This window comes from Mycolicibacterium chlorophenolicum, assembly GCF_001044235.1.
GTDB lineage: Bacteria > Actinomycetota > Actinomycetes > Mycobacteriales > Mycobacteriaceae > Mycobacterium > Mycobacterium chlorophenolicum.
In genome coordinates, this window is the sequence record NZ_JYNL01000069.1 from 834669 (window position 1) to 856789 (window position 22121).

The following is a 22121-nucleotide window of genomic DNA, read 5'->3' on the forward strand; positions in this document are numbered from 1 at the left end:
TGGCATCTCCTCAGTTCGCTCGCATGTCAGACCGCCGTGGCAATCGCCTTGATCTCGAGGTACTCCTCGAAACCGGCGAGCCCCATCTCCCGGCCGATGCCGGACTGCTTGTAGCCGCCGAACGGCATGTCGGCCGAATACCACACGCCGCCGTTGACGTTCACCGTGCCGACCCGCAGCCGCGCCGCGACCCCCGCGGCGCGCTCCTCGTCGCCGGAGAACACCGTGCCGGACAGACCGTACGGGGAGTCGTTGGCGATCCGCACGGCGTCGTCGTCGCCGTCGTGCGCGATCACCGTCAATACGGGACCGAAGATCTCCTCGCGCGCCACCTTGGCGGTGTTGTCGAGCCCGGCGATCACCGTCGGCTCGATGAAGTAGCCGGTGTCCCGGTCGGCGGGTCGGCCACCGCCACAGGCGAATCGGCCCCCCTCGGCCGTGGCCGAATCGAGGTACGCCTGCACCCGCTCGCGCTGCCGCTCCGAGATCAGCGGGCCGCAGATCGTGCCCGGCTTGTCCGGATCCCCGGGCTTGAGACCGCCCATGGTGGCCGCCGCGGCCTCGACCGCGGCATCGTAGTGGCTGCGCGGCACCACGAGCCGCGTCGTGATGGCGCACCCCTGCCCGGCGTGCATCGAGGCGGTGAAGGCCGCCATCGCACACGCGCCGGCGAGATCCGCGTCGTCGAGCACGAGAAACGCCGACTTGCCGCCGAGTTCGAGGAACACCTTCTTCAGGGTCGCGGCGCTGTCGGCCATCACCGCGCGGCCGGTGTTGGTGGAACCGGTGAACGACACCATGTCCACCCGGGCATCCTGTGAGAGCAGCGCACCCACGCCGTGATCGCTGGAGGTGACGATGTTGACGACGCCGGCCGGGAAGTCGGTGTGCTCGGTGATCAACTCGCCGAGAATCGCCGCGGCCCACGGGGTGTCCGGAGCGGGCTTGAGCACCAGCGTGTTTCCCGCCGCGAGCGCCGGCCCGATCTTCGCGAGGTTGATCTGGTGCGGGAAGTTCCAGGGCGTGATGGCGCCGACGACACCGATGGCCTCCCGGGCGACAGTGCGCCGCGTCTTGATGCCCATCGGCGCCGCGATGCCGAGATCGGTGGACCAGGAGTACGACTCGGCGGTGTCGGCGCAGAAGCTCAGATCCTCGACCGGTCCTTCGAGCTGAGCTGCGGCGGTCAGCATCCGGGGCGCACCCACCTCGGCGATCGTCAGCTCACGCAGGTCGTCGACGTGGTCGCGCATGGCCTGCTGCAGCTGGCGGATGCACCGCACCCGCAGCGCGGTGTCGGTCGACCAGCCGGTCTCGTCGAACGCCCGGCGCGCCGCGGCGATCGCCGCGGACATGTCCTCGGCGCTCGCGTCCGCGGCCACCCCGAGTGTCTCCTCGGTCGCCGGGTTCACCGTGGGAAAGGTTCCCGCGCTTCCCGCGACGAGCGTGCCGTCGATGAGCAGTCTGCTCTCGCGATCGGCCAGGATTCCCATCCGACCTCCCTGTCTGCGTCCCTGGACACTTGTCCGGTATGTGTCTGTCGCACCATAGCCCGCGCCGCGCTCGACAGGCAAGAGCACCTCTCCTCATACGACGACTTGCCGTCTACATCAGGAGTTTTACCGAACTGCTTGCCTGCCGAGCGCGGCGTCAGATACGTTGGACATGTGTCCAGTGATGCCGCCGCCGCGATCACCGAGGCCGACCGGTCGGCGCGCCGCAACCGGCGGCAGGAAGAGACGTTCCGCAAGGTGCTCGAGGCCGGCCTGCAGATGCTGCGCGAATCGTCCTATGCGGAACTGACCGTGCGCGCGGTGGCGGCCCGGGCGAAGGTCGCACCCGCGACCGCCTACACCTACTTCTCGTCGAAGAACCACCTGATCGCCGAGATCTACCTGGATCTCGTGCAGCAGGTGGAGTACTTCACCGACGTCAACGACAGCACCGCCAGCCGGGTCGAGAAGACGCTGCGCAGCATGGCCCTGACGGTGGCCGACGAACCCGAGGTGGCGGCCGCCTGCACCACGGCCCTGCTGTCCGGCAACGATCCGGCGGTGCGCGCCGTGCGCGAACGCATCGGCGGCGAGATCCACCGGCGCATCCGCTCGGCCGTCGGCCCCGATGCCGATCCCCGCACCCTCGCCGCGCTGGAGATGACGTTCTTCGGCGCGCTGGTCAACGCGGGCAGCGGCGCGTTCACCTATCACCAGATCGCCGACCGCCTCAGCTACGTGGTGGGCCTCATCGTCGGAGACGAGAAATGACCACGAGCGAGATCCTGCTCGACCCGTACGACTACGACTTCCACGAAGATCCGTACCCGTACTACCAGCGGTTGCGCGACGAGGCCCCGCTGTACCACAACCCGGATCTGGGCTTCTGGGCGTTGTCGCGACACCGGGACGTGTTGACCGGATTCCGCAACAGCACAACGCTGTCCAACAAGTTCGGGGTGTCGCTCGACCCGGCGTCCCGCGGCCCCCACGCGTCGAAGACGATGTCGTTCCTGGCGATGGACGATCCTGCCCACCTGCGCCTGCGCACCCTGGTCTCCAAGGGCTTCACCCCACGCCGGATCCGCGAGCTGGAACCCCGGGTCACCGAGATCGCCGTCGCGCACCTCGACACCCTGCTCGACAAGGCCGCCGACGGCGAAACCGTGGACTACGTCGACGAATTCGCCGGCAAGCTGCCGATGGACGTCATCTCCGAACTGATGGGGGTTCCGCAGGCCGATCGCGCGCAGGTCCGCGCCTGGGCCGACGGCGTGATGCACCGCGATGAAGGGGTCACCGACGTCCCGCCCGCGGCGGTCGAGGCCTCGATCAACCTGATCGTCTACTACCAGAACATGGTGGCCGAGCGCCGTGCCGCGCTCACCGACGATCTGACCTCGGCGCTGCTCGAAGCCGAGATCGACGGTGACCGCCTCACCGACGACGAGATCCTGGGCTTCATGTTCCTGATGGTGATCGCCGGCAACGAGACGACCACCAAACTCCTTGCCAATGCCGCCTTCTGGGGCCACCGCAATCCGGATCAGCTCACCCCGGTGTACGACGACCTGAGCCGGGTGCCGCTGTGGGTCGAGGAGACGCTGCGCTACGACACGTCCAGCCAGATCCTCGCCCGCACCGTCGTCGGTGAGCTCACCCTCTATGACACCGTGATCCCCGACGGGGAGGTGCTGTTGCTGCTGCCCGGTTCGGCGCACCGCGACGAACGTGTCTTCGACGACCCCGACGACTACGTCATCGGACGCGAGATCGGCTCGAAGCTGATGAGTTTCGGCAGCGGCGCGCACTTCTGTCTCGGGGCGCACCTCGCCCGGATGGAAGCCCGGGTGGCGCTAGCCGAACTGTTCACCCGAATCCGTGGCTACGAGGTGGACGAGGCCAACGCCGTCCGCGTGCACTCGAGCAACGTCCGCGGGTTCGCCCACCTGCCCATCCACGTGAAAGTGCGCTGAAAGGCCTGTCGCATGCCGCGATTCGATCCCCTTCCCGACCGCAGGCCCGCCCTGATCGCCGGAGCGTCCTCCGGCATCGGCGCGGCCACCGCCGTCGACCTCGCCGCGCACGGTTTTCCGGTCGCCCTCGGTGCCCGCCGGGTCGAGAAGTGCCAGGAGATCGTCGAACAGATCCGCGCCGACGGGGGCGAGGCCATCGCGGTGCACCTCGACGTCACCGACCCCGACTCGGTGAAAGCCTGCGTCGAGCAGACCACCTCCGAGCTCGGCGACATCGAGGTGCTCGTCGCCGGTGCCGGCGACACCTACTTCGGCAAGCTCGACGCGATCAGCACCGAGCAGTTCGAGTCCCAGGTCCAGATCCACCTCATCGGCGCCAACCGCGTCGCCACCGCGGTGCTGCCCGGCATGATCGAACGCCAGCGCGGCGACCTGATTTTCGTAGGATCCGATGTGGCACTGCGCCAGAGGCCGCACATGGGCGCCTACGGAGCGGCGAAGGCCGCGCTGGTCGCCATGGTCACCAACTACCAGATGGAACTCGAGGGCACCGGCGTGCGCGCGTCGATCGTGCATCCCGGGCCGACGAAGACCTCGATGGGCTGGAGCCTGCCCGCCGAGCTGATCGGTCCCGCGCTCGAGGACTGGGCCAAGTGGGGTCAGGCCCGTCACGACTACTTCCTGCGCGCCGCCGACCTCGCCCGGGCGATCACGTTCGTCGCCGAGACGCCGCGGGGCGGCTTCATCGCGAACATGGAACTGCAACCCGAAGCTCCACTGGCGCACACGAAGGAACGCCAGCAACTCAAAGTCGACGAGGAAGCGCTGAATTCATGACCACCGCTACTGTCCCCCGCGTCTCCGGTGGCGAGGAGGAACACGGCCACCTCGAGGAGTTCCGCACCGATCCGATCGGACTGATGACGCGCATCCGCGAGGAGTGCGGAGACGTCGGCTGGTTCCAGCTCGCCGACAAGCAGGTGGTGATGCTCTCGGGCGCCGAGGCCAACGAGTTCTTCTTCCGGTCTAGCGATGACGAACTCAATCAGGCCGAGGCCTACCCGTTCATGACGCCGATCTTCGGCGAGGGCGTGGTGTTCGACGCCGACCCGGAGCGCCGCAAGGAGATGCTGCACAACTCCGCGCTGCGCGGTGAGCAGATGAAGGGCCACGCCACGACCATCGAGAACGAGGTCCGGCGGATGATCGAGAACTGGGGCGACGCCGGCGAGATCGACCTCCTCGAGTTCTTCGCCGAACTGACCATCTACACCTCGACGGCGTGTCTGATCGGCCTCAAGTTCCGCAACCAGCTCGACTCGCGGTTCGCCAACTACTACCACCTGCTCGAACGCGGCACCGATCCGCTGTGCTACGTCGACCCCTACCTGCCGATCGAGAGCTTCCGGATCCGCGACGAAGCCCGCGCCGGCCTGGTCGAATTGGTGCAGGAGGTCATGAACGGCCGAATCGCCAACCCGCCCAAGGACAAAGCCGATCGCGACATGCTCGACGTCCTGGTGTCCATCAAGGACGAGGAGGGCAATCCCCGGTTCTCGGCCAACGAGGTGACCGGCATGTTCATCTCGCTGATGTTCGCCGGCCACCACACCAGCTCGGGCACGTCGTCGTGGACGCTGATCGAACTGCTTCGCCACCCGGAGTTCTACGCGCAGGTCCAGCAGGAGCTCGACGAGCTCTACGCCGACGGCCAGGAAGTGAGTTTTCATGCGCTGCGCCAGATCCCGAAGCTCGACAACGCGCTGAAGGAGACCCTGCGCCTGCATCCGCCGCTGATCATCCTGATGCGGGTCGCCCAGGACGACTTCGAGGTCGCCGGCCTGCCGATCCACAAGGGGCAGATGGTGGCGGCCTCGCCGGCGATCTCCAACCGGATCCCCGAGGACTTTCCCGACCCGGACGCGTTCGACCCCGACCGCTACGAGAAGCCGCGCCAGGAAGACCTGATCAACCGGTGGACGTGGATCCCGTTCGGCGCCGGCAAGCACCGGTGCGTGGGCGCGGCGTTCGCCCAGATGCAGATCAAGGCGATCTTCTCGGTTCTGTTGCGCGAGTACGAGTTCGAGATGGCGCAGCCGCCGGAGAGCTACCGCAACGATCATTCCAAGATGGTGGTGCAGCTGGCCAGGCCGGCGAAGGTGCGCTACCGCAGGAGGGCCTGAGGCGATGGGCGGCTACCGCGTGGAGGTCGACGCCGATCTGTGCCAGGGCCACGCCATGTGCGAACTGGAAGCGCCCGACGTGTTCTCGGTGCCCCGGCGGGGCATCGTCGAGATCCTCGATGCCGAACCTCCCGACGAGATCCGCGAGGACGTCGAGCGGGCCGTCGAGATGTGCCCCACCCGAGCAATTTCAATCACAGATAAGGACTGACAGTGGCGTCACGTGAGCAATTGGAAGACTGGGTCGACCGCTGGCTGAAGGCCAACCAGGACGCCGAGAAGGCGGGCGACTGGAAACCGTTGGCGGAGTTCTACACCGACGACGCGACCTACGGCTGGAACATCGGCCCCAAGGAAGACGTCATGTGCGTCAACAAAGACGAGATCCGGGACGTCGCCCTGGGCCTGGAGATGGAGGGCCTGGAGAACTGGGTCTACGAGTACCAGAAGGTGCTCATCGACGAGAAGCAGAACGAGATCGTCGGGTTCTGGAAGCAGATCGCGAACAAGTCCGACGGGTCCCGCGACGAGATCTACGGCATCGGGGGCAGCTGGTTCCGGCTCAACGACCAGCTGCTCATCGAGTGGCAGCGTGACTTCTTCGACTTCGGCCACGTGCAGAAGGCGTTCCTGAAGCTGATCGAGTCGGGCGACCTCACCCCCACCATGCAGAAGCGCATCGAGCGCTCGCTGGCCGGGGAGAAACTGCCCGGCTACTACCCCCTCGGCGAGGCCCCCGTCCCGATCTGGTGATCACACCACCAAGCGGTTGCTTGGGGGCGGTGTGATGTGGCTAACTAGAGCCTCTAGTGTGGTGACAGAGGCACCCGTCGGAAAGCAGGAGATATGAAGACCAAAGGCGCTCTGATCTGGGAGTTCAATCAGCCCTGGTCGATCGAGGAGATCGAGATCGGCGACCCCGTCAAGGACGAGGTCAAGATCCAGATGGAAGCGTCCGGGATGTGCCATTCCGACCACCACCTGGTCACCGGCGACATCCCGATGGCCGGTTTCCCGGTCCTGGGCGGCCACGAGGGTGCCGGCATCGTCACCGAGGTCGGCCCCGGCGTCGAAGGTCTCGAGCCGGGTGACCACGTCGTGCTCTCGTTCATCCCGTCCTGTGGTTCCTGCCCGTCCTGTCAGGCCGGTCTGCGCAACCTCTGCGACCTCGGCGCCATGCTGCTGCAGGGCACCGCGGTGTCCGACAACACCCACCGCATCCACGCGGTCAAGGACGGCACCCCCGTCATCCCGATGACCCTGCTCGGCACGTTCAGCCCGTACATGGTCGTCCACAAGAGCTCGGTCGTGAAGATCGACCCGTCCATCCCGTTCGAGGTGGCCTGCCTGGTCGGCTGCGGTGTGACCACCGGCTACGGCTCGGCGGTGCGCAGCGCGAACGTCCGCCCGGGCGACGACGTCGTGATCGCCGGCATCGGCGGCGTCGGCATGGGTGCGCTACAGGGCGCGCTCAATGCGGGCGCCCGCAACATCTTCGCCATCGACCCGGTCGAGTGGAAGCGCGATCAGGCGCTCAAGTTCGGCGCCACGCACGCCTACCCGGACATCGGCAGCGCGATGATGGGCGTCGCCGAGGTCACCCAGGGCCGGATGGCCTCGAAGACCATCATCACCACCGGTGAGCTCAAGGGCGAAGAGATCGACAACTACCTCAACATCACCGCCAAGGGCGGCACCTGCGTCGTGACCGCGGTCGCGAACATGGCCAGCTCCGACGTGACGCTGAACCTGTCGATGCTCACCCTGCTGCAGAAGAACCTGCAGGGCACCATCTTCGGCGGCGGCAACCCGCACTTCGACATCCCCCAGCTGCTGTCGATGTACAAGGCCGGCCGGCTCAATCTCGATGACATGGTGACCCGGCAGTACAAGCTCGAGCAGATCAACGACGGCTACAAGGACATGCTGGAGGGCCGCAACATCCGCGGCGTGATCCGCTACACCGACGCCGACCGGTAACCCCCCACCCTTCGCGCGAACTTGCATTCCGGCAGCGGAAGTTCGAGTAAAGCCCTGCTGGAATGCAATTTCGGCGCCGAGGTCGTCGCTGAAGGAGTGCGCATGACAGATCTCGATCTCGCACCCGTCGTCGCCGCGTCCCGCGCGTCGTGGACGTGCGTCCAGAGCGGCGACCGGGAGGGCTGGCTCGCCCTGATGGCCGACGACATCGTCGTCGAGGACCCGATCGGTGAGGCCGTCACCAATCCCGACGGCACCGGGGTGCGCGGCAAGGAGGCGCTCGCCGCCTTCTACGACGCCAACATCGGGCCGAACCGGCTGCGCGTCACGTGCGAGGAGACGTTCCCGTCCAGCAGTCCGACGGAGATCGCCTACATCCTGGTGTTGGAGACGACGTTCCCCAACGGCTTCGTCGCGACGGTTCGCGGGGTGTTCACCTACCGCGTCGACGCGGCCGGCCTGATCACCAACCTGCGCGGCTACTGGAACATGGACGCGATGACGTTCTCCGAAGCAGGGACCACGGATTAGCGCACCGCTGTCCGGTCGCGGCGCGGTCGTGGTGGGCGGCACGCGGGGCGTCGGACTGGCGGTGGCCACGCTGCTGGCCGACCTGGGCGCCCGTGTCGTGGTCAACGGACGCGACCCGGACGCCGTCGCGCAAGCGGCGCAGGGGATCGCCGGTGCGGTCGGGCACGCGGGTTCGCCGTCGGACCCGGCGGTCGCCGACGCGCTGATCGACGCGTGCGTGCGCGAGTTCGGGCGCATCGACATCCTGGTCAACTGCGCCGGCACCGCCGAGCCCACCGGCTCCTCGATCCTGACGATCACACCCGCGCAGTTCCAGGACCTGATCGACGCGCATCTGGGCACGGTGTTCCAGACCTGCCGCGCCGCAGCGCCGTTGATGGCGAAACAGGGATCGGGCGCGATCGTCAACACCAGCTCGTTCGCGTTCCTCGGGGACTATGGCGGCACCGGGTATCCGGCGGGCAAGGGCGCGGTCAACGGTCTGACGCTGGCCATCGCCGCCGAACTCGCCGAACACGGGGTGCGCGCCAATGTGGTGTGCCCCGGCGCGAAGACCCGGCTGTCCACCGGGCCCGAGTACGAAGCGCACATCGCCGCGTTGAACCGCCGCGGCCTGCTCGACGACGTCAGCATGCAGGGCGCCCTGGACGCCGCACCGCCGGAGTACGCGGCGCCCATCTACGCCTACCTGGCCAGTGATCTCGCCGCCGACGTCACCGGCCAAATCTTCATCGCCGCAGGCGGATTCGTCGGCCGCTTCGATCGTCCCACCCCGTTGATCGTCGCCTACCGGGATCACCACGACGCGCCGCCGTGGACCATCGACGAGATCTCCCGGAAAGTCTCGGCACAGGTCAGGAGCTGACGCCGGGCAGCTTATGGTCGCGGTACTGGCGGCGCAGCTCGAGCTTGAGGATCTTGCCCGTCGCCGTGTGCGGCAACTCGTCGACGAACACGACGTCGTCGGGCAGCCACCACTTGGCGACCTCGCCGGCCAGGTAGTCGAGGATCTCCTCGCGAGTCGCGCTCTGCCCCTTGCGCAAGACCACCAGCAGCAGCGGCCGTTCCTGCCACTTCGGGTGCGGCACCCCGATCACCGCGGCCTCGGCGACCGCCGGGTGCCCGGTGGCCGCGTTCTCCAGGTCGATGGAACTCACCCACTCGCCGCCGGACTTGATGACGTCCTTGGCGCGGTCGACCAGCTGCAGATAGCCGTCGGGGTCGATGGTCGCGACGTCGCCGGTCGGGAAGAACCCCTCGGCGTCGAGCTTGTCCCCGCCCTCGCCCTTGAAGTAGCCGCTGGCGATCCACGGTCCGCGCACCCACACCTCACCGAATGCCTTGCCGTCCCAGGGCAACCGGTTGCCGTCGTCGTCGACGATCTTGAGCTCCACACCGCAGATCCCCCGGCCCTGCTTGAGCATGATCTGGTGCTTCTCGCTGTCGCTGAGCCGCTCGTGCTTGGGTAACAGCCGGCCGATCACACACAGCGGGGACGTCTCGGTCATCCCCCAGCCCTGCATGGCCTGGGCGCCGAAGTCCCGCTCGAAGCGTTCGATCATCGACAACGGGAGCGCGGCGCCGCCGGTGCCGGCGATGCGCAGCCCCAACTCGTGCGGATCGATCTCGGGATGCTCGTCGAGGTAGGAGAACAGCATCATCCACACCGTCGGCACGCCCTGCGACTGGTTCACGCCTTCGGATTTCATCAGCTCGTAGACGGATTCGCCGTCGAGGTGGGGGCCGGGCAGCACCAGTGTGGCGCCCACCATCGCCGCGGTGTAGGGCGTACCCCACGCGTTGGCGTGGAACATCGGCACGACGAGCAGGATCACCGAACCGCTGTGCACGTCGTTGGCATCCCGGGCCGCCGCCATCAGCGTGTGCAGCATCGTCGAACGATGGGAGTAGAGAACGCCTTTCGGATTGCCGGTGGTGCCGGAGGTGTAGCACAGCGACGAGGCGCTGCGCTCGTCGAACTCGGGCCAGTCGAAGTGCGTGGACTGCCTGCCGATGAACTCGTCCCAGCACAGCAGCTTGTCCGCCGCGATGCCGGGCACGTCCGGCATGTGCTCGCGGTCGGTCATCACGACGAAGGCCTCCACCGAGTCCAGCTCGGGTGCGAGCCTGCTGACAAGGGGTGCAAAGGTGATGTCGAAGAACAGGATTCGATCCTCGGCGTGGTTGATGATGTAGGCGATCTGCTCCGGGAACAGGCGCGGATTCACGGTGTGCATCACCGCACCGGAGCCGGAGACCCCGAAGTACAGCGCGAGGTGGCGGTCGCTGTTCCAGGCCAGTGTGGCGATCCGGTCGCCCTGGTGGACACCGAATTCGGTCAACGCGTTGGCGACCTGCTTGGACACCTCACCGACCTGACGCCAGCTCGAGCGCCGCACGTGACCCTCCGGAAGGCGCGACACGATCTCGGTGTCGCCGTGGAAGGCCGACGCGTAGTCGATCAGCGACGAGATCAGCAGCGGCCGGTCCTGCATCAAACCCAGCATGCGGCCAGGCTAGCCAACCGCGGCTCAGGTGTCGGCGGCACGGCGGTATTCGCCGGGATGCCTTCGACCACCGCTCACCGAGGCCCGCGAAACGCCGATGAGGGTGGGCGCAGCCCTCTAACCTCCCCCAATGGACCGCATCTGGCAATGGGCGTGGAAGCACTGCGCGACGAGATACTCCTGGGTGGTCTATGCGGTCGCGTGCGGCATCGGCGTGGCGGTCTTCCTTCTGTCGGCGTTCGCGATCGTCGCTTTCGAGGAATCCGATCGCTATGTCGCGGCGGCCGGGATCGTGGCGATCGCCGTGCCGGTGATGACGTTCGTCAACATCCTGCCCGGCCTGGGCGGAATACGTGTCGTGGAACGGTGGGCCGCTGGCCAGGAGGTCGATCGTCGACGTGCACTGACAGCCACCTACAGCTGGGCTCGGCAGACTGTGACGCGCACAGTGGTGGCCACCGGTGTCTCGATGGCGGCTACCGCGATCGCTGTCGGGACAAGCGCCGGGGCCGGCGCGTCACGGCTCGCGCAGTGGGCGATCCTGGGTGTCGCCGTCGGAGCCGGAGCCCAACTTGTCGGGGCACGCAGCTTCTTGGAGGGCGCGATGCGACCGGTCAGGATCGACATCGGTGGCGACAGCGGAATCGGTGACTCACTTCCCCGCTCACGACCGAGTTTTGCCGCCTGGTCGAACATGGCGCTGCTCGCGGCCGTGTTCGGGAACGCGATATCCGGCGCGATACTGGGGGCGGTCATTCTTCGGGCGGCTGCAGAACCCGCGCTCGCCGTCCTGGTCGGCGCGGGGATGACTGTCGGCTTCGCGGTTCCGATCACCGTCGGGGCGGCATCCTCCCAGTCGTTCTTACCGATACGCGACCTCGCGAGGGGCACCGAGCGCGTCGCGGCGGGGAATTACAGTCAACGGCTGCCGGTGGTGCAGGACGACGATCTGGGCGCGCTTGCGGCGTCGTTCAATCGCATGCAGGCGGGTTTGGCTGAGCGACAACGACTTCACGCGGCTTTCGGAAACTACGTCGATCCGGCTCTGTCCGCGCGACTCCTCGCGCAGGGCGACGATGCATTCACCGGCGAGCGCCGCGAGGTCAGCGTCATGTTCCTCGACGTCCGTGACTTCACCGCGTTCGCCGAGGTCAACACCGCCGAGGACACCGTCGCTCGACTGAACGCGCTGTTCGAGATCGTCGTGCCCGCCGTCGTCGATGCCGGCGGGCACATCAACAAATTCCTCGGCGACGGCTTGATGGCTGTGTTCGGCGCTCCCAACGAGATCGCCGATCACGCCGACGCCGCGGTAGCCGCCGCCCTCGTGATCCAGCGTCTCGTCGCCGACCGCTTCGGCAGCAGGATGCGGATCGGTATCGGGATCAACTCAGGGGTGGTGATTGCCGGGACCATCGGCGGAGGCGGCCATCTCGAGTTCGCGGTCATCGGCGACACGACGAACGTCGCATCCCGCGTGGAGCAACTCACCAAGACCACGGGGGACGGCATCCTGCTCACCAAGCAGTGCCTCGACGCCATGGCCACCAGCCCATCCGGGCTGACCGACCGCGGCTTTCATGTCCTGAAAGGAAAGTCGGCACCCATCCAGGTGTTCGGTCTCGAGACCGATCAGGGCCGGGTGCGCCAGCGGTCGACGTAGGACGCGCGGGCCACGTCCGACGGCCGGCGCTGCGGCAGCATGGCCTGCTCGCGCTTGATCACCGAGCGCATGGTCAGCGCAGTCAGCACCACCATGACGGCGGCCGGAACAGCAGACAGCGGAGACGCCAGCAGCAGCTGGCTCAGTTCATTGGCTTCCATGTGATGTGTTCGTAGCCACAGCCGTCTCGGATGGCATGCTCGTGATCATGGCGACCGTGTTCACGAAGATCATCAACGGCGAACTGCCGGGCCGATTCGTCTACGAAGACGACGACATCGTGGCGTTCCTGACCATCCAGCCGATGACGCCGGGCCACACCCTCGTGGTGCCGCGCGCGGAGATCGACAACTGGCAGGACATCGACGCCCCGGTCTTCGCCCGCGTCATGGAGGTCGCCCAACTGATCGGCAAGGCGGTGTGCAGGGCCTTCGACACCGAACGCTCGGGCGTCATCATCGCCGGTCTCGAGGTGCCGCACCTGCACGTGCACGTCTTCCCGGCGCGCGACCTGTCGGACTTCGGATTCGCCAACGTGGACAACAACCCGTCGCCGGAATCGCTCGACGACGCGCAGCGAAAGATCAAGGCCGCGATCGCCGAACTCAGCTGACCGGTACCGACGGCTCCTCGGGCACCGCAGCCTCGGCGATGCGGGGCAGGCTGACCCGGAACCGGCATCCGCGGCCCGGCGCGGTGGTCACCGCGACCTTGCCGCCGTGCGCGTAGACCAGCGAGTCGACGATCGACAGGCCCAGACCGGTGCCGCCGCTGGCACGGGCCCGTGACGAGTCGGCCCGATAGAACCGCTCGAACACCCGCTGCGCGTCCTCGTCGCTCATGCCCGGCCCCTCGTCGCACACCTCGAGCACCGCGGTGTCGCCGTCGGTGCCCACCCGGACGGTGACCCCGGCCGTTTCCGGCGTGTGCTGCAGCGCGTTGGCGACCAGGTTGGACAGCACCTGCCGCAGCCGCGCCTCGTCACCGAGCACCTCCGGGGTGCCGGGCCCGTCGAAGACCTCCATGCGGATCGGACGCCGCGGCGCGATCGACTGCGCGTCGTGCACGGCGTCGCTGGCCAGCGCGAGCAGGTCGACCCGGCGCTGCTCGAGGGGACGTTGCGCGTCGAGGCGGGCCAGCAGCAGCAGATCCTCGACGAGCAGACCCATGCGGCGGGACTCGCTCTCGATGCGGCTCATCAGCATCTCGACGTCGCGGGCGGCGCCCTGCCGGTACAGCTCGGCGAAGCCGCGGATCGTCGTCAACGGCGTGCGCAACTCGTGGCTGGCGTCGGTGATGAACCGGCGCATCCGGTCCTCGGACTCGCGAGCCTGCTCCGCCGACGACTCCGACGAGGCGAGGGCCCGCTGGATCTGGGCGAGCATGCCGTTGAGCGCCAGCGACAGCCGGCCGACCTCGGTGCGTGGATCGCGTTCGGGCACGCGGCGGTCCAACTGCCCGGAGGCGATGGCGGCGGCCGTCTGCTCGACCTCGGCCAGTGGCCTCAGGCTTCGGTGCACCACCGCGTAACCGACGATGCCAAGCACGATCAGCACCGCGACACCGATGCCGACCTGGGCGTAGACCAGAGCGCGCGTCGTCGACTTCACATCGGAGAGGTCGATGGCGACCGTGGTCAGCTCCCCGCGGGGGCCGCGCACCGTCATCGCGCGCCACTCCACGTTGCTGTCGTCGAGACTGCCGACCGTGACCGGCCCCGGTCCGACGTCGTTGTTCGAAGGCAGCGCGGGTTCGGCATCGCGGTCGTTGTCCGCGACCCACGCATGGCCGTCCGGGTCGATCCCGCGCACGTAGTAGTCCGACGGCGGACGGGCCGGGTTCGGGCCCTGGTCGGCCGGGATGGCCGGGGTCTGCCGCGGAACCTGTGCCCAGCCCCGCGACGCATCGAGCAAGGTGTCGTCGACGCGGTTGATCAGGCTGTGATGCATGATCGTGGTGACCGCGATCCCGGAGGCCAGCAGCCCGCAGGCCACCAGGAGCAGCGTGGCGGCGACCAGTCCTACTCGGAGCGGGACGCCGCGTCTGATCTGATCCACGCCTCCATTGTCAACGGTGACCACCGGTGTGGGCGCGAACGTCTAGCGCGGTTCGCGAAGGACATACCCCACACCCCGCAGGGTGTGCAGCAGACGCTTGTCGCCGGTGTCGATCTTGCGGCGCAGGTACGACACGTAGGACTCGACGACGTTGACGTCGCCGCCGAAGTCGTACCGCCACACGTGGTCGAGGATCTTCGGCTTCGACAGCACCGTGCCCGCGTTGATGATGAAGTAGCGCAGCAGCGTGAACTCCGTCGGCGACAGCGAGACGGGCTCGCCGGCCTTCCACACCTCGTGGGTGTCCTCGTCGAGTTCGATGTCGGCGAACGTCAGCCGCGAGGTGCGGGGCTCCTGCACGCCGCCGCCGGTGCGGCGCAGAATCACCCGCAACCTCGCCACCACCTCCTCGAGGCTGAACGGCTTGGTCACGTAGTCATCACCGCCGAGGGTCAGCCCCGCGATCTTGTCCTGCAGGGAGTCGCGGGCGGTGAGGAACAGCGCGGGCGCGTCGATGCCGTCGGCGCGCAGCCGGCGGAGCAGCCCGAAGCCGTCCATGCCGGGCATCATCACGTCGAGGATGATCGCGTCCGGCCTCGTCTCGCGGGCGATGTCGAGGGCGGCGGGACCGTTCGATGCGGTGTACACCTCGAAGCCCTGGAACTTCAGGCTCACCGAGAGGAGCTCGACGATGTTGGTCTCGTCGTCGACCACCAGGACGCGTGCTTCGGGGACGTGTTCGTGCGCAGGCATGGCCATAGCCCTCAATGTTCAACTCTGCGGTTGGCAGGGTGCTGCACGCTCGCTGTGCACTTCCTGTGAGTTCCATCTTGCGCTGTTCCTAGACTGGGCGCATGAATCTCGGCAGATCACTCAGCGATGTCGCGTTGGCCCCGATGCGGGTGGGCCTCGCGGTCGCCGAGGCGGGCCTCGGGGTGGCCGGCGGCGGTCTCGGCATCGCCCGCAGGGCGCTGGGTGAGACCCGGGACGGAGTCCGTCAGACGCCGACGTCGTTCGCGTCGATGCTGGGTGTCCAGGACGCGGTCGAACGGGCCAACCGGCTGGCCCGGCTGATGGACGAGGACCAACCGCTGGGCCGTGCCCTCGCGCCGGACGGTGCGCTGGACCGGCTGCTCAAACCCGGCGGCGTGGTGGACCGGCTGACCGCTCCCGGCGGCGCGCTCGACCGGCTCACCCAGGATGACGGCGGCCTGATGCGCGCCATCGAGCCCGGCGGGCTGGTCGACCAGCTGCTGGCCGAGGACGGCCTGGTGGACCGGTTGCTCGCCGAGGACGGAGTGGCCGACCGGCTGTTCGCCGAGGGCGGCGTCGTCGACACGCTCACCGCCCGCAACGGCCCGCTCGAACAACTCGCGACGGTCGCCGACACGTTGAACCGCCTGACGCCGGGGCTGGAGGCTCTGGAGCCGACGATCGAGGCGCTGCGCGAGGCGGTGATCGTGCTCAGCCAGGTGGTGAACCCGCTGAGCAACATCGCCGATCGGATCCCGCTGCCGGGGCGGCGCCCCCGCGGCCGCTTCTCGTCCCGCCCGGCGACCACGCAGAGGGTTATTGACGTCGAGGAGTGAGCCCGGACCCGATAAGCTGACCCCCGCACGCCTCCTTAGCTCAGCGGTAGAGCAACGCTCTTGTAAAGCGTAGGTCGTCAGTTCAATCCTGACAGGGGGCTCCACCGCGCGAAGTGCAGTAGCGCGCTACTGCACTCGCAGCCGTACCCCGGCGTGACCATTACCCGCGTGAGCGGGGATCCGGTACTGCGACTCGAGAACGTCGACAAGACGTACCGCAGAGGCGACGAGCAGGTCCGCGTGCTGGTCGGCGTCGACTTCACCTTGTTCGCAGGCGAATTCGTCGTCGTCACCGGACCGTCGGGGGCCGGCAAGTCCACCCTGCTGCACGTCGCGGGCGGACTGGACGAACCGGACCGTGGCACGGTGGCAGTCGCCGGGCGGGACGTCTGGTCGATGAGCGTCGCGGCCCGTGCCGCCTTCCGTCGCCGCAACCTGGGCTTCGTGTTCCAGTTCTTCAACCTGGTGCCGATGCTGACCGCCGTCGAGAACGTGTCCCTGCCGCTGGTGCTCGACGGTGTGCCCGCGCGCCGGGCCGACGCCCGCGCCGCCGAGCTGCTGGCCCGGGTCGGGCTCGCCGACCGGGCCCGGCACCGGCCGGCCGAACTCTCCGGTGGTCAGCTGCAGCGCGTGGCGGTGGCGCGCGCGCTGGTGGCCAGGCCGTCGATGGTGCTCGCCGACGAGCCCACCGGAAACCTGGACAGCCACTCCTCGGCCGAGGTGCTGGACCTTCTGCGCGCGTTGACCGACGAGGACGGCACCGCGGTCGTGATGGTGACCCACGACCGGACAGCGGCGAGCTACGGGTCCCGCGAGCTGCACCTGGTCGACGGGCATGCCGGCACGGTCACCGCCGTCGCGGGGCAGGCGTGACGCGCAGGCTGCGCGCGCAGTGGTTGTCGTTCCGGCGCATCCACCTCGCCGCGCTGGCCGCAGACTGGTGCCGGACCCTGCTCAGCGTCGTCGGGGTCGCGCTCGGCGTGACGGTGGTGCTGGGGGTCCTCATCCTCAAAGCCGGACTCGTCCGCCCGTTCGACGCGTTCGGTCCGTCCCTCGTGCGGGCAGCCGGTGCCGAGGTCATCGCGGTGACGCCGAACGTCGAAGGCCGGCTGCCGTTCGGCGTCGTCGAGCGGCTGCGCACGGAGGTGACCGGAGCCGAGGCGGTCATCCCGGTCGTGGGGAACCTGACACCGGCGGGCGACGCGACCGGCAGCCACGGCTTCTTCCTGCTCGGCGGGTCGTGCCAGATCGAACTGCTGGTGGGCCCGTTCGACTGCGAGCGCCGTGCCCGCACCGACCCGCCGGCGGCCGGTCCCGGCGTGCCGCTGCAGATTCCGGCCGTGATCGCCGAACGGCTGGGCCTGCGCACGGGTGACGAGATCCGCATCCCGGGGCTACCCCGCGGGGCGGCGCACCTCGGCTGGACGTTCCCGGAATTCGAGCGCGTGAAGGGCATCAACGACGGCTACGTGCTGCTCGCGCCCAGCGCCGAACTCGCGGCGCGTCTGCTCGGCGCGCCGGGCTACGCCACCGCCGCGTTCGTCGTGCCGGGCGCGGATGCGTCGCACGTCGCGGCCGATGTCGACCGGGTCGTCGCCGGGGTGGCGACCTCCGGGCCACCCCGCCCGCAGCTGCCGGCCGTGTTCGAGAACAGCAAGCAGAGTCTCGACCTGGTCGCGCTGGCCGGCATCATCGTCGGGATTCTCATCGCGGTGAACACGATCCTGCTGGCGGTCGAGGACCGGCGCACGGTGATGGGCACCGTCGGCGCGATCGGCGCCGGGCCGGTCGGGCTGTTCGGCGGAATGCTCGGCGAGGGCGCCGTGGTCGGCGTGCTCGGCGGTCTGCTGGGGGTGCCGAGCGGTTTCCTGCTGGGCACCTACCTGGTGGATCGTTTCGGGCAGTCGATGCTGGCCGGATCCGGCGCGACGATCACCGCACACTTCACCCCGACCCTGGTCGTCACCGGGGCGATCGCCGGTGCCGTCTGCGGAACCCTTGCGATGACCGGACCGGCGGCCCGGCTGATGCGCACCGGCCCGCTGGCGTCGATGGCGAGTGTCGGTGGCATGCAGAGGGAACGTCGAATTCCGTTGTGGCCGTTGCTCGCCGGGATCGTCCTGCTGGTGGGCGCCGTCGCGGTGTCGACGGTGTTCGCGCGCGGGCCGTGGCCGGTGCGCGTCGGTGTCGACGCGATGACGGTGGGGTTGTGCGGCGTGGTGCTCGCGACGGTGTGGATCGCGCCGCGTGCCGCCGGCCCGTTGATCGCCCTGATCACGACTGCCCGGCCGGCGCTCGGGCGTCTGCTGGGCGCGGACTTCCGCCGCTATGCCCTGTTGTTCGCACTGTCGGCCGCCCTGCTCGCCGAAGCCACCAGCCTGGCCATCGGGTCGCAGAGCATGCAGGTGCTCGGCACCGAGCAGATCGCCGCGCAGAAGGCCTCCAGACTGCCGGCCGCCCTGCTGATCTCCCCCCAGTCAGTACTGGATCAGCGGGACGGCCGGCTCGCCGAGGACACCTACCGGGCGATCGCCGAGACCGCAGAGGGCCGCAGCGTGTCGTCGCGGTGGCGCTCGACGATCTCGTCGGGCGCGGACACGCGGCTGGTCATCGGGGTCACGCCGGGCGATTGGTACAGCACCGCGCTCTATGGGCCGGACGGCCCGGAGCGCTTCTGGACGGGGCTGGCCCACGGGGCCGTCGGGCTGAGCACGATCGCCGCGAGCCGGCTGCGTGTCGGTCCGGGCGACGCGGTCACGCTGCCCACCGTGGCAGGTCCGAAGACGTTCGACGTCGCAGGGATCTTCCGTCCGCGGATGGTCAACGACGCCGCAGTGGGCGACATCGTGCTGGTATCGGCCCCGTTGGCCCGCACCGACTGGGCCGCGCTGCGCGATCAGGTCGCGGTGGCCTACTCCTCCCCCGCCGAGGCCACCGCACACCGTGCCGACTTCACCGGGCTCGACGCCGGTCTGCGCGTGTATGACAACGAGCAGTGGCGCTCGGAAGCCACCCGCGGCATCACCCGCTTCCTGCAACCGTTCACGATCGCCGGTTATGTGGTGATGGCGGCCGCCGGGGTGAGCGTGCTGAACGTTTTCGTGCTGGGGCTGGTGCAGCGCACCCGCGAGCGGGCGGTGCTGCGGGCGATCGGGGCGACCTCCGTGCAGGAGCAGCTGGTGATCGTGGCCAACGCGGTCCTGCTCGCCTCGCTGGTCGCCGTCCTGGCGGTGCTCGGCGGTATCGGTCTGACCTATCTGTGGTCGCTGGGCTCACCGGTCTACTACGGCATCGCCATCGACTGGGGGGTGCCGGCCCTGCCCGTGCGGACCGGGACCGTCGCCGTGTTCGGACTCGTCCTGACCGCCGCGGCCTATCCGGTGATCCGAGCACGCCGGCTGGAGACGGCCGAGGTGCTACGCGACAGCTAGACGTGCACCGCGGGGATCTGGTCGCCGGTCCGGCGGAAGCGGTGCAGATCCCCGTCGGCCGTGACGCGCTGAAACGCCGCGAAGTCGTTGGGCGGCAGGGACATCTGGACCATCAGGCCGCGGCCGCCTGCCCCCTCCAGCACGGCGCCCAGCCCCGCGACCGGTGGCCTCAGCACGGCCGTGCAGAAGCAGGGATGGGCGTCGCCGAGCCGTATGCCGTAGAGGCCGAACCCGCTCCAGTTCGACAGGAGGGGATTCCAGTGCGCGGGCTCGAACGCGGTGGACACGCAGCGCGCCGCCTGTGAGCCGCGGCTGCTGTCCAGGATTCGCTGATTGCCGCGCAGGTCGCAGTGCTCCTGGCCGAACCGGTCGACGTGGTGGCGGATGCGCTCGGCGATCTCGCTCGCGGCCTCACCACTGCGCAGCTCGACCGACAGTGTGGTGAGGATGTTGCCGGCGAGCAGGGGATCCAGCCCGCACCTGCGGCGGACGTTCACCGCGATCGCGAGGCGGCGTCGGAGCACGGTCGGGTCCGATCTCATCAGGGCTTCAGCGACATGAGCGCACACGATGTCGTTGTCGGACAGCCGGATCCGCGATCCGTACGCGTCGCGCATGCGGCCCATCTCCTCGTCGCCGAAATAGAGGCCGAGCGTCCGTTGCCTGCGCGCGTCCTTGACCAGATACACTGCGCTGCGGGCGAATTCACCGAGACTGAGGTGGCGCACGCCCGGCTCACGCGCCGTGTCGGCGGGCAGGTACTCGGCGAGATGGGCGGCGCGGTCCTCGACGATGAGCGGCGCGGTGATCGGTTCGGCGGCCTCGGCAGCCGCCCACGCGTTCATCAGGAACATCATCGTCTGTAGGTCACCGACCGAGTGATGCCAGGACATCCCGATCGCGGTGGCACCTCCGGCCAGATGGGTGACCCGGACCGTGCACAGCGGACCCCATCCCCATCGGGCCGCCACCGCGTTCACCGGGTCGACCAAGCAGACTCCTCTGTCCGCGGCCACCGAACGCACGGCCTCGCCGATCGTCACGCCGGTCGACGCCTCGGAGAACGGAACACCCTGCCCGGTGCACCGGATCCGCAACCCGCCGCCGGCCCAGCGCAACCGCCCGGCGAAGATCGGCACACCGGTGAGAGCGCGGGCCAGCGAATCTCTGAGTGCTGATGTCTCCAAACGCTTTTCGAAGAAGAAGACGACGTGCACAGCCAGGTTCGCCACGATGACGTCAGCGACACTGCACCGGATGTCGAGCGGTCGCACCGACTGCGGCCGGATCAGGTGGGTGGCCATGACAGCTCCGTTCGATGGTCGACGACGATGCGGCCGCCGCGCTCCGGCGCGTGCGCGACGCCGTGGAAACGTGACTTCTCGTCGGCGGCGTCATCGGTGTGGATGCGCACGTGCCGCAGGACGGTGCGCAGCGCGACATCCATCTCGGTGATCGCGAAGTCCGCGCCGGGACACCGTCGCGTGCCGCCGCCGAACGCCAGCCATGTCGGAGCCGCCGGCTTGACCCCGAGGAATCGGTGCGGATCGAATGCGCCTGGGTCGGTGAAGTTCTCGGGATCCTCGTGCAGATCGGCGATGCGGATGAGCACGGTGCGGTGCTGGGAAACCTGCCAGCCACCGAGGTCGATGATCGGCCCCTCGACGCGACGACCGGCCACGTCGAGCACGGTCCGGCAGCGCAGCACCTCGAAGACGGTGGCCCGTCGGAGCGCCGCGCCGCCGTCGTCGACCTCCCGTACCAGATCGGCGAGGACATCCGGGTGCCGCCGCAACCGCTCGAACGTCCACGCGAGCGCCGCTGCAGTGGTTTCGTACCCCGCACCGATGAGGGTCAGCAGTTCGTCGCTCAGCGCCGCGGAACCCTCGCACCGGCCGCCTCGCAGCAGCAGAGACAGGATGTCCGTGCGCTCCGCGCACCGCGGATCGGCGCGGGCCTTGTCGACGAGGGTGGTCACGATCCGGTCGAAGTCGGCGCGGAAGGCGTCGAGCCTGCGCCACGGTGTGCAGCCCCGGATCCACGGCGGGGGCGCGGGCGCGAACGCCAGCAGCTGCCCGAGCCGCATGAAGGGTGGGACCAGACGGCGCAACGCGGCGATCTCGTCCGGTGCGTCGCCGAAGACGATCCGCAGGATCACGTTGAGCGTGATCCGGCTCATCGGCCTCAGCGTCGCGAACTCGACACCGTCGGGCCAGGTGGCGCACTCGCGGAGCGTCTCCCGCTCGATGATCTGCTCGCAGGCGGCGAGCCGGTGCCCGCGCAGGGCGGGGGTGAGGACCCGGCGCCGCTCGTGATGGGCGGCGCCGTCCAGGGCGAAGATCGAACCCGAGCCGAACAGATTGCTCATGTTGGGCTGGACGTTGACCAGGCGTTGCGGATCAGCGGCGCAGATCGACCTGACCACCGCGGGATCGGAGACGACGACGGAGCGGCCGAAGAACGGGATGTCGATGGCGAAGACGCGCCCGTGCCGCTTCGTCCAGGTGTGCATCGCGCGGTGCCGGAGCACGGCGAACTCGACACCCTGCACCAGCCTGGGCGACCTCACAGTCGGCGGAGTCCGGCCCATCGTGCGTCCTCTCGCAGTGCACTTCGACATGAACCATGACGCGTCACTGCCCGGACGGAATCAGTAGTGGGCTACTGCACGCCGACGCCTGCACGCCCCGTCTGCGCGGTCACGGTCGGGA

General features: G+C 68.7%; 21 protein-coding genes and 1 tRNA gene. 15 read left to right on the forward strand and 7 right to left on the reverse strand.

What is annotated here, in order from left to right; all coding sequences use genetic code 11:
* Positions 1–26: 26 nt before the first annotated feature.
* Positions 27–1493 carry an aldehyde dehydrogenase gene (locus MCHLDSM_RS33840; protein ID WP_048474011.1) on the reverse strand — a complete coding sequence of 489 codons (1467 nt, stop codon included), beginning with the start codon at positions 1491–1493 and terminating at the stop codon, positions 27–29.
* Positions 1494–1667: 174 nt separating this feature from the next.
* Here MCHLDSM_RS33840 and MCHLDSM_RS33845 point away from each other — a divergent pair, with 174 nt between their 5' ends.
* The 9 genes from MCHLDSM_RS33845 to MCHLDSM_RS33885 all read left to right on the forward strand — a co-directional run bounded on the left by MCHLDSM_RS33845 (position 1668) and on the right by MCHLDSM_RS33885 (position 9028).
* Positions 1668–2264 (forward strand): TetR family transcriptional regulator, encoded by a 597-nt coding sequence (locus MCHLDSM_RS33845; RefSeq protein WP_048474012.1) that lies wholly within the window; start codon positions 1668–1670, stop codon positions 2262–2264.
* The gene (locus MCHLDSM_RS33850; protein ID WP_048474013.1) at positions 2261–3469 is read left to right on the forward strand and encodes a cytochrome P450; all 1209 of its coding nucleotides are present in this window, start codon (positions 2261–2263) and stop codon (positions 3467–3469) included. The genes MCHLDSM_RS33845 and MCHLDSM_RS33850 overlap by 4 nt, the downstream gene beginning before the upstream one ends.
* Positions 3470–3481: 12 nt before the next feature.
* On the forward strand, positions 3482–4306 hold the full coding sequence (locus MCHLDSM_RS33855; protein ID WP_048474014.1) for an SDR family oxidoreductase: 825 nt from the start codon (positions 3482–3484) through the stop codon (positions 4304–4306).
* Positions 4303–5652: a lanosterol 14-alpha demethylase gene (locus MCHLDSM_RS33860; protein WP_048474015.1), complete on the forward strand. Its 1350-nt coding sequence runs from the start codon at positions 4303–4305 to the stop codon at positions 5650–5652. Before MCHLDSM_RS33855 ends, MCHLDSM_RS33860 begins: the two co-directional genes overlap by 4 nt.
* Before the next feature lie 4 nt (positions 5653–5656).
* Entirely contained in the window at positions 5657–5863 is a 207-nt protein-coding gene (locus MCHLDSM_RS33865; protein ID WP_048474016.1) for a ferredoxin, read from the forward strand.
* 2 nt (positions 5864–5865) lie between these two features.
* Positions 5866–6405, forward strand: coding sequence for a nuclear transport factor 2-like protein (locus MCHLDSM_RS33870; RefSeq protein WP_048474017.1), 540 nt, complete (start codon positions 5866–5868; stop codon positions 6403–6405).
* 93 nt (positions 6406–6498) lie between these two features.
* Complete coding sequence (locus MCHLDSM_RS33875) at positions 6499–7632, forward strand: NDMA-dependent alcohol dehydrogenase (RefSeq protein ID WP_048417146.1); 1134 nt, start codon at positions 6499–6501, stop codon at positions 7630–7632.
* 102 nt (positions 7633–7734) lie between these two features.
* Positions 7735–8163: a nuclear transport factor 2 family protein gene (locus MCHLDSM_RS33880; RefSeq protein ID WP_048474018.1), complete on the forward strand. Its 429-nt coding sequence runs from the start codon at positions 7735–7737 to the stop codon at positions 8161–8163.
* A gap of 28 nt (positions 8164–8191) precedes the next feature.
* Positions 8192–9028 carry an SDR family NAD(P)-dependent oxidoreductase gene (locus MCHLDSM_RS33885; RefSeq protein ID WP_234714270.1) on the forward strand — a complete coding sequence of 279 codons (837 nt, stop codon included), beginning with the start codon at positions 8192–8194 and terminating at the stop codon, positions 9026–9028.
* On the opposite strand, the gene MCHLDSM_RS33890 is transcribed toward MCHLDSM_RS33885, so the two are convergent.
* Positions 9018–10670 (reverse strand): long-chain-fatty-acid--CoA ligase, encoded by a 1653-nt coding sequence (locus tag MCHLDSM_RS33890; RefSeq protein ID WP_048474020.1) that lies wholly within the window; start codon positions 10668–10670, stop codon positions 9018–9020. The genes MCHLDSM_RS33885 and MCHLDSM_RS33890 overlap by 11 nt on opposite strands.
* A 130-nt stretch (positions 10671–10800) precedes the next feature.
* On the opposite strand from MCHLDSM_RS33890, the gene MCHLDSM_RS33895 reads away from it, so the two are divergent.
* Positions 10801–12333: an adenylate/guanylate cyclase domain-containing protein gene (locus tag MCHLDSM_RS33895; protein ID WP_048474021.1), complete on the forward strand. Its 1533-nt coding sequence runs from the start codon at positions 10801–10803 to the stop codon at positions 12331–12333.
* Here the strand turns inward: MCHLDSM_RS33895 and MCHLDSM_RS33900 are convergent.
* A complete protein-coding gene (locus MCHLDSM_RS33900; RefSeq protein WP_048474022.1) occupies positions 12303–12494 on the reverse strand; it encodes a hypothetical protein in 192 nt (63 codons plus the stop codon). The genes MCHLDSM_RS33895 and MCHLDSM_RS33900 overlap by 31 nt on opposite strands.
* A gap of 47 nt (positions 12495–12541) precedes the next feature.
* On the opposite strand from MCHLDSM_RS33900, the gene MCHLDSM_RS33905 reads away from it, so the two are divergent.
* A complete protein-coding gene (locus MCHLDSM_RS33905; RefSeq protein ID WP_048474216.1) occupies positions 12542–12946 on the forward strand; it encodes an HIT family protein in 405 nt (134 codons plus the stop codon).
* Here the strand turns inward: MCHLDSM_RS33905 and MCHLDSM_RS33910 are convergent.
* Positions 12939–14390, reverse strand: a complete 1452-nt coding sequence (locus MCHLDSM_RS33910) for a sensor histidine kinase (protein ID WP_048474023.1) — start codon at positions 14388–14390, stop codon at positions 12939–12941. The genes MCHLDSM_RS33905 and MCHLDSM_RS33910 overlap by 8 nt on opposite strands.
* A gap of 42 nt (positions 14391–14432) precedes the next feature.
* Positions 14433–15149, reverse strand: a complete 717-nt coding sequence (locus MCHLDSM_RS33915; RefSeq protein WP_048474024.1) for a response regulator transcription factor — start codon at positions 15147–15149, stop codon at positions 14433–14435.
* Between the two features lie 95 nt (positions 15150–15244).
* Between MCHLDSM_RS33915 and MCHLDSM_RS33920 the strand changes: the two genes are divergently transcribed.
* The 4 genes from MCHLDSM_RS33920 (at position 15245) to MCHLDSM_RS33935 (ending at position 19410) form a co-directional block, all read left to right on the forward strand.
* Positions 15245–15979: a hypothetical protein gene (locus MCHLDSM_RS33920; RefSeq protein WP_048474025.1), complete on the forward strand. Its 735-nt coding sequence runs from the start codon at positions 15245–15247 to the stop codon at positions 15977–15979.
* A 29-nt stretch (positions 15980–16008) separates the two neighbouring features.
* Positions 16009–16083, forward strand: a tRNA-Thr gene (locus MCHLDSM_RS33925).
* Between the two features lie 64 nt (positions 16084–16147).
* Complete coding sequence (locus MCHLDSM_RS33930; RefSeq protein ID WP_048474026.1) at positions 16148–16852, forward strand: ABC transporter ATP-binding protein; 705 nt, start codon at positions 16148–16150, stop codon at positions 16850–16852.
* Positions 16849–19410: an ABC transporter permease gene (locus tag MCHLDSM_RS33935; RefSeq protein ID WP_048474027.1), complete on the forward strand. Its 2562-nt coding sequence runs from the start codon at positions 16849–16851 to the stop codon at positions 19408–19410. The genes MCHLDSM_RS33930 and MCHLDSM_RS33935 overlap by 4 nt, the downstream gene beginning before the upstream one ends.
* On the opposite strand, the gene MCHLDSM_RS33940 is transcribed toward MCHLDSM_RS33935, so the two are convergent.
* Positions 19407–20714, reverse strand: a complete 1308-nt coding sequence (locus MCHLDSM_RS33940) for an acyltransferase (protein ID WP_048474028.1) — start codon at positions 20712–20714, stop codon at positions 19407–19409. The genes MCHLDSM_RS33935 and MCHLDSM_RS33940 overlap by 4 nt on opposite strands.
* Complete coding sequence (locus MCHLDSM_RS33945; protein ID WP_048474029.1) at positions 20699–22030, reverse strand: cytochrome P450; 1332 nt, start codon at positions 22028–22030, stop codon at positions 20699–20701. Before MCHLDSM_RS33945 ends, MCHLDSM_RS33940 begins: the two co-directional genes overlap by 16 nt.
* Positions 22031–22121 lie beyond the last annotated feature (91 nt).

What these genes read in the sequence shown, in the direction of transcription:
- MCHLDSM_RS33840 (WP_048474011.1), bottom strand. Translation starts at nt 1,493, where the DNA reads ATGGGAATCCTGGCCGATCGCGAGAGCAGACTGCTCATCGACGGCACG.
- MCHLDSM_RS33850 (WP_048474013.1), top strand. Translation starts at nt 2,261, where the DNA reads ATGACCACGAGCGAGATCCTGCTCGACCCGTACGACTACGACTTCCAC.
- MCHLDSM_RS33855 (WP_048474014.1), top strand. Translation starts at nt 3,482, where the DNA reads ATGCCGCGATTCGATCCCCTTCCCGACCGCAGGCCCGCCCTGATCGCC.
- MCHLDSM_RS33860 (WP_048474015.1), top strand. Translation starts at nt 4,303, where the DNA reads ATGACCACCGCTACTGTCCCCCGCGTCTCCGGTGGCGAGGAGGAACAC.
- MCHLDSM_RS33865 (WP_048474016.1), top strand. Translation starts at nt 5,657, where the DNA reads ATGGGCGGCTACCGCGTGGAGGTCGACGCCGATCTGTGCCAGGGCCAC.
- MCHLDSM_RS33875 (WP_048417146.1), top strand. Translation starts at nt 6,499, where the DNA reads ATGAAGACCAAAGGCGCTCTGATCTGGGAGTTCAATCAGCCCTGGTCG.
- MCHLDSM_RS33880 (WP_048474018.1), top strand. Translation starts at nt 7,735, where the DNA reads ATGACAGATCTCGATCTCGCACCCGTCGTCGCCGCGTCCCGCGCGTCG.
- MCHLDSM_RS33890 (WP_048474020.1), bottom strand. Translation starts at nt 10,670, where the DNA reads ATGCTGGGTTTGATGCAGGACCGGCCGCTGCTGATCTCGTCGCTGATC.
- MCHLDSM_RS33895 (WP_048474021.1), top strand. Translation starts at nt 10,801, where the DNA reads ATGGACCGCATCTGGCAATGGGCGTGGAAGCACTGCGCGACGAGATAC.
- MCHLDSM_RS33900 (WP_048474022.1), bottom strand. Translation starts at nt 12,494, where the DNA reads ATGGAAGCCAATGAACTGAGCCAGCTGCTGCTGGCGTCTCCGCTGTCT.
- MCHLDSM_RS33905 (WP_048474216.1), top strand. Translation starts at nt 12,542, where the DNA reads ATGGCGACCGTGTTCACGAAGATCATCAACGGCGAACTGCCGGGCCGA.
- MCHLDSM_RS33915 (WP_048474024.1), bottom strand. Translation starts at nt 15,149, where the DNA reads ATGGCCATGCCTGCGCACGAACACGTCCCCGAAGCACGCGTCCTGGTG.
- MCHLDSM_RS33920 (WP_048474025.1), top strand. Translation starts at nt 15,245, where the DNA reads ATGAATCTCGGCAGATCACTCAGCGATGTCGCGTTGGCCCCGATGCGG.
- MCHLDSM_RS33940 (WP_048474028.1), bottom strand. Translation starts at nt 20,714, where the DNA reads ATGGCCACCCACCTGATCCGGCCGCAGTCGGTGCGACCGCTCGACATC.
- MCHLDSM_RS33945 (WP_048474029.1), bottom strand. Translation starts at nt 22,030, where the DNA reads ATGTCGAAGTGCACTGCGAGAGGACGCACGATGGGCCGGACTCCGCCG.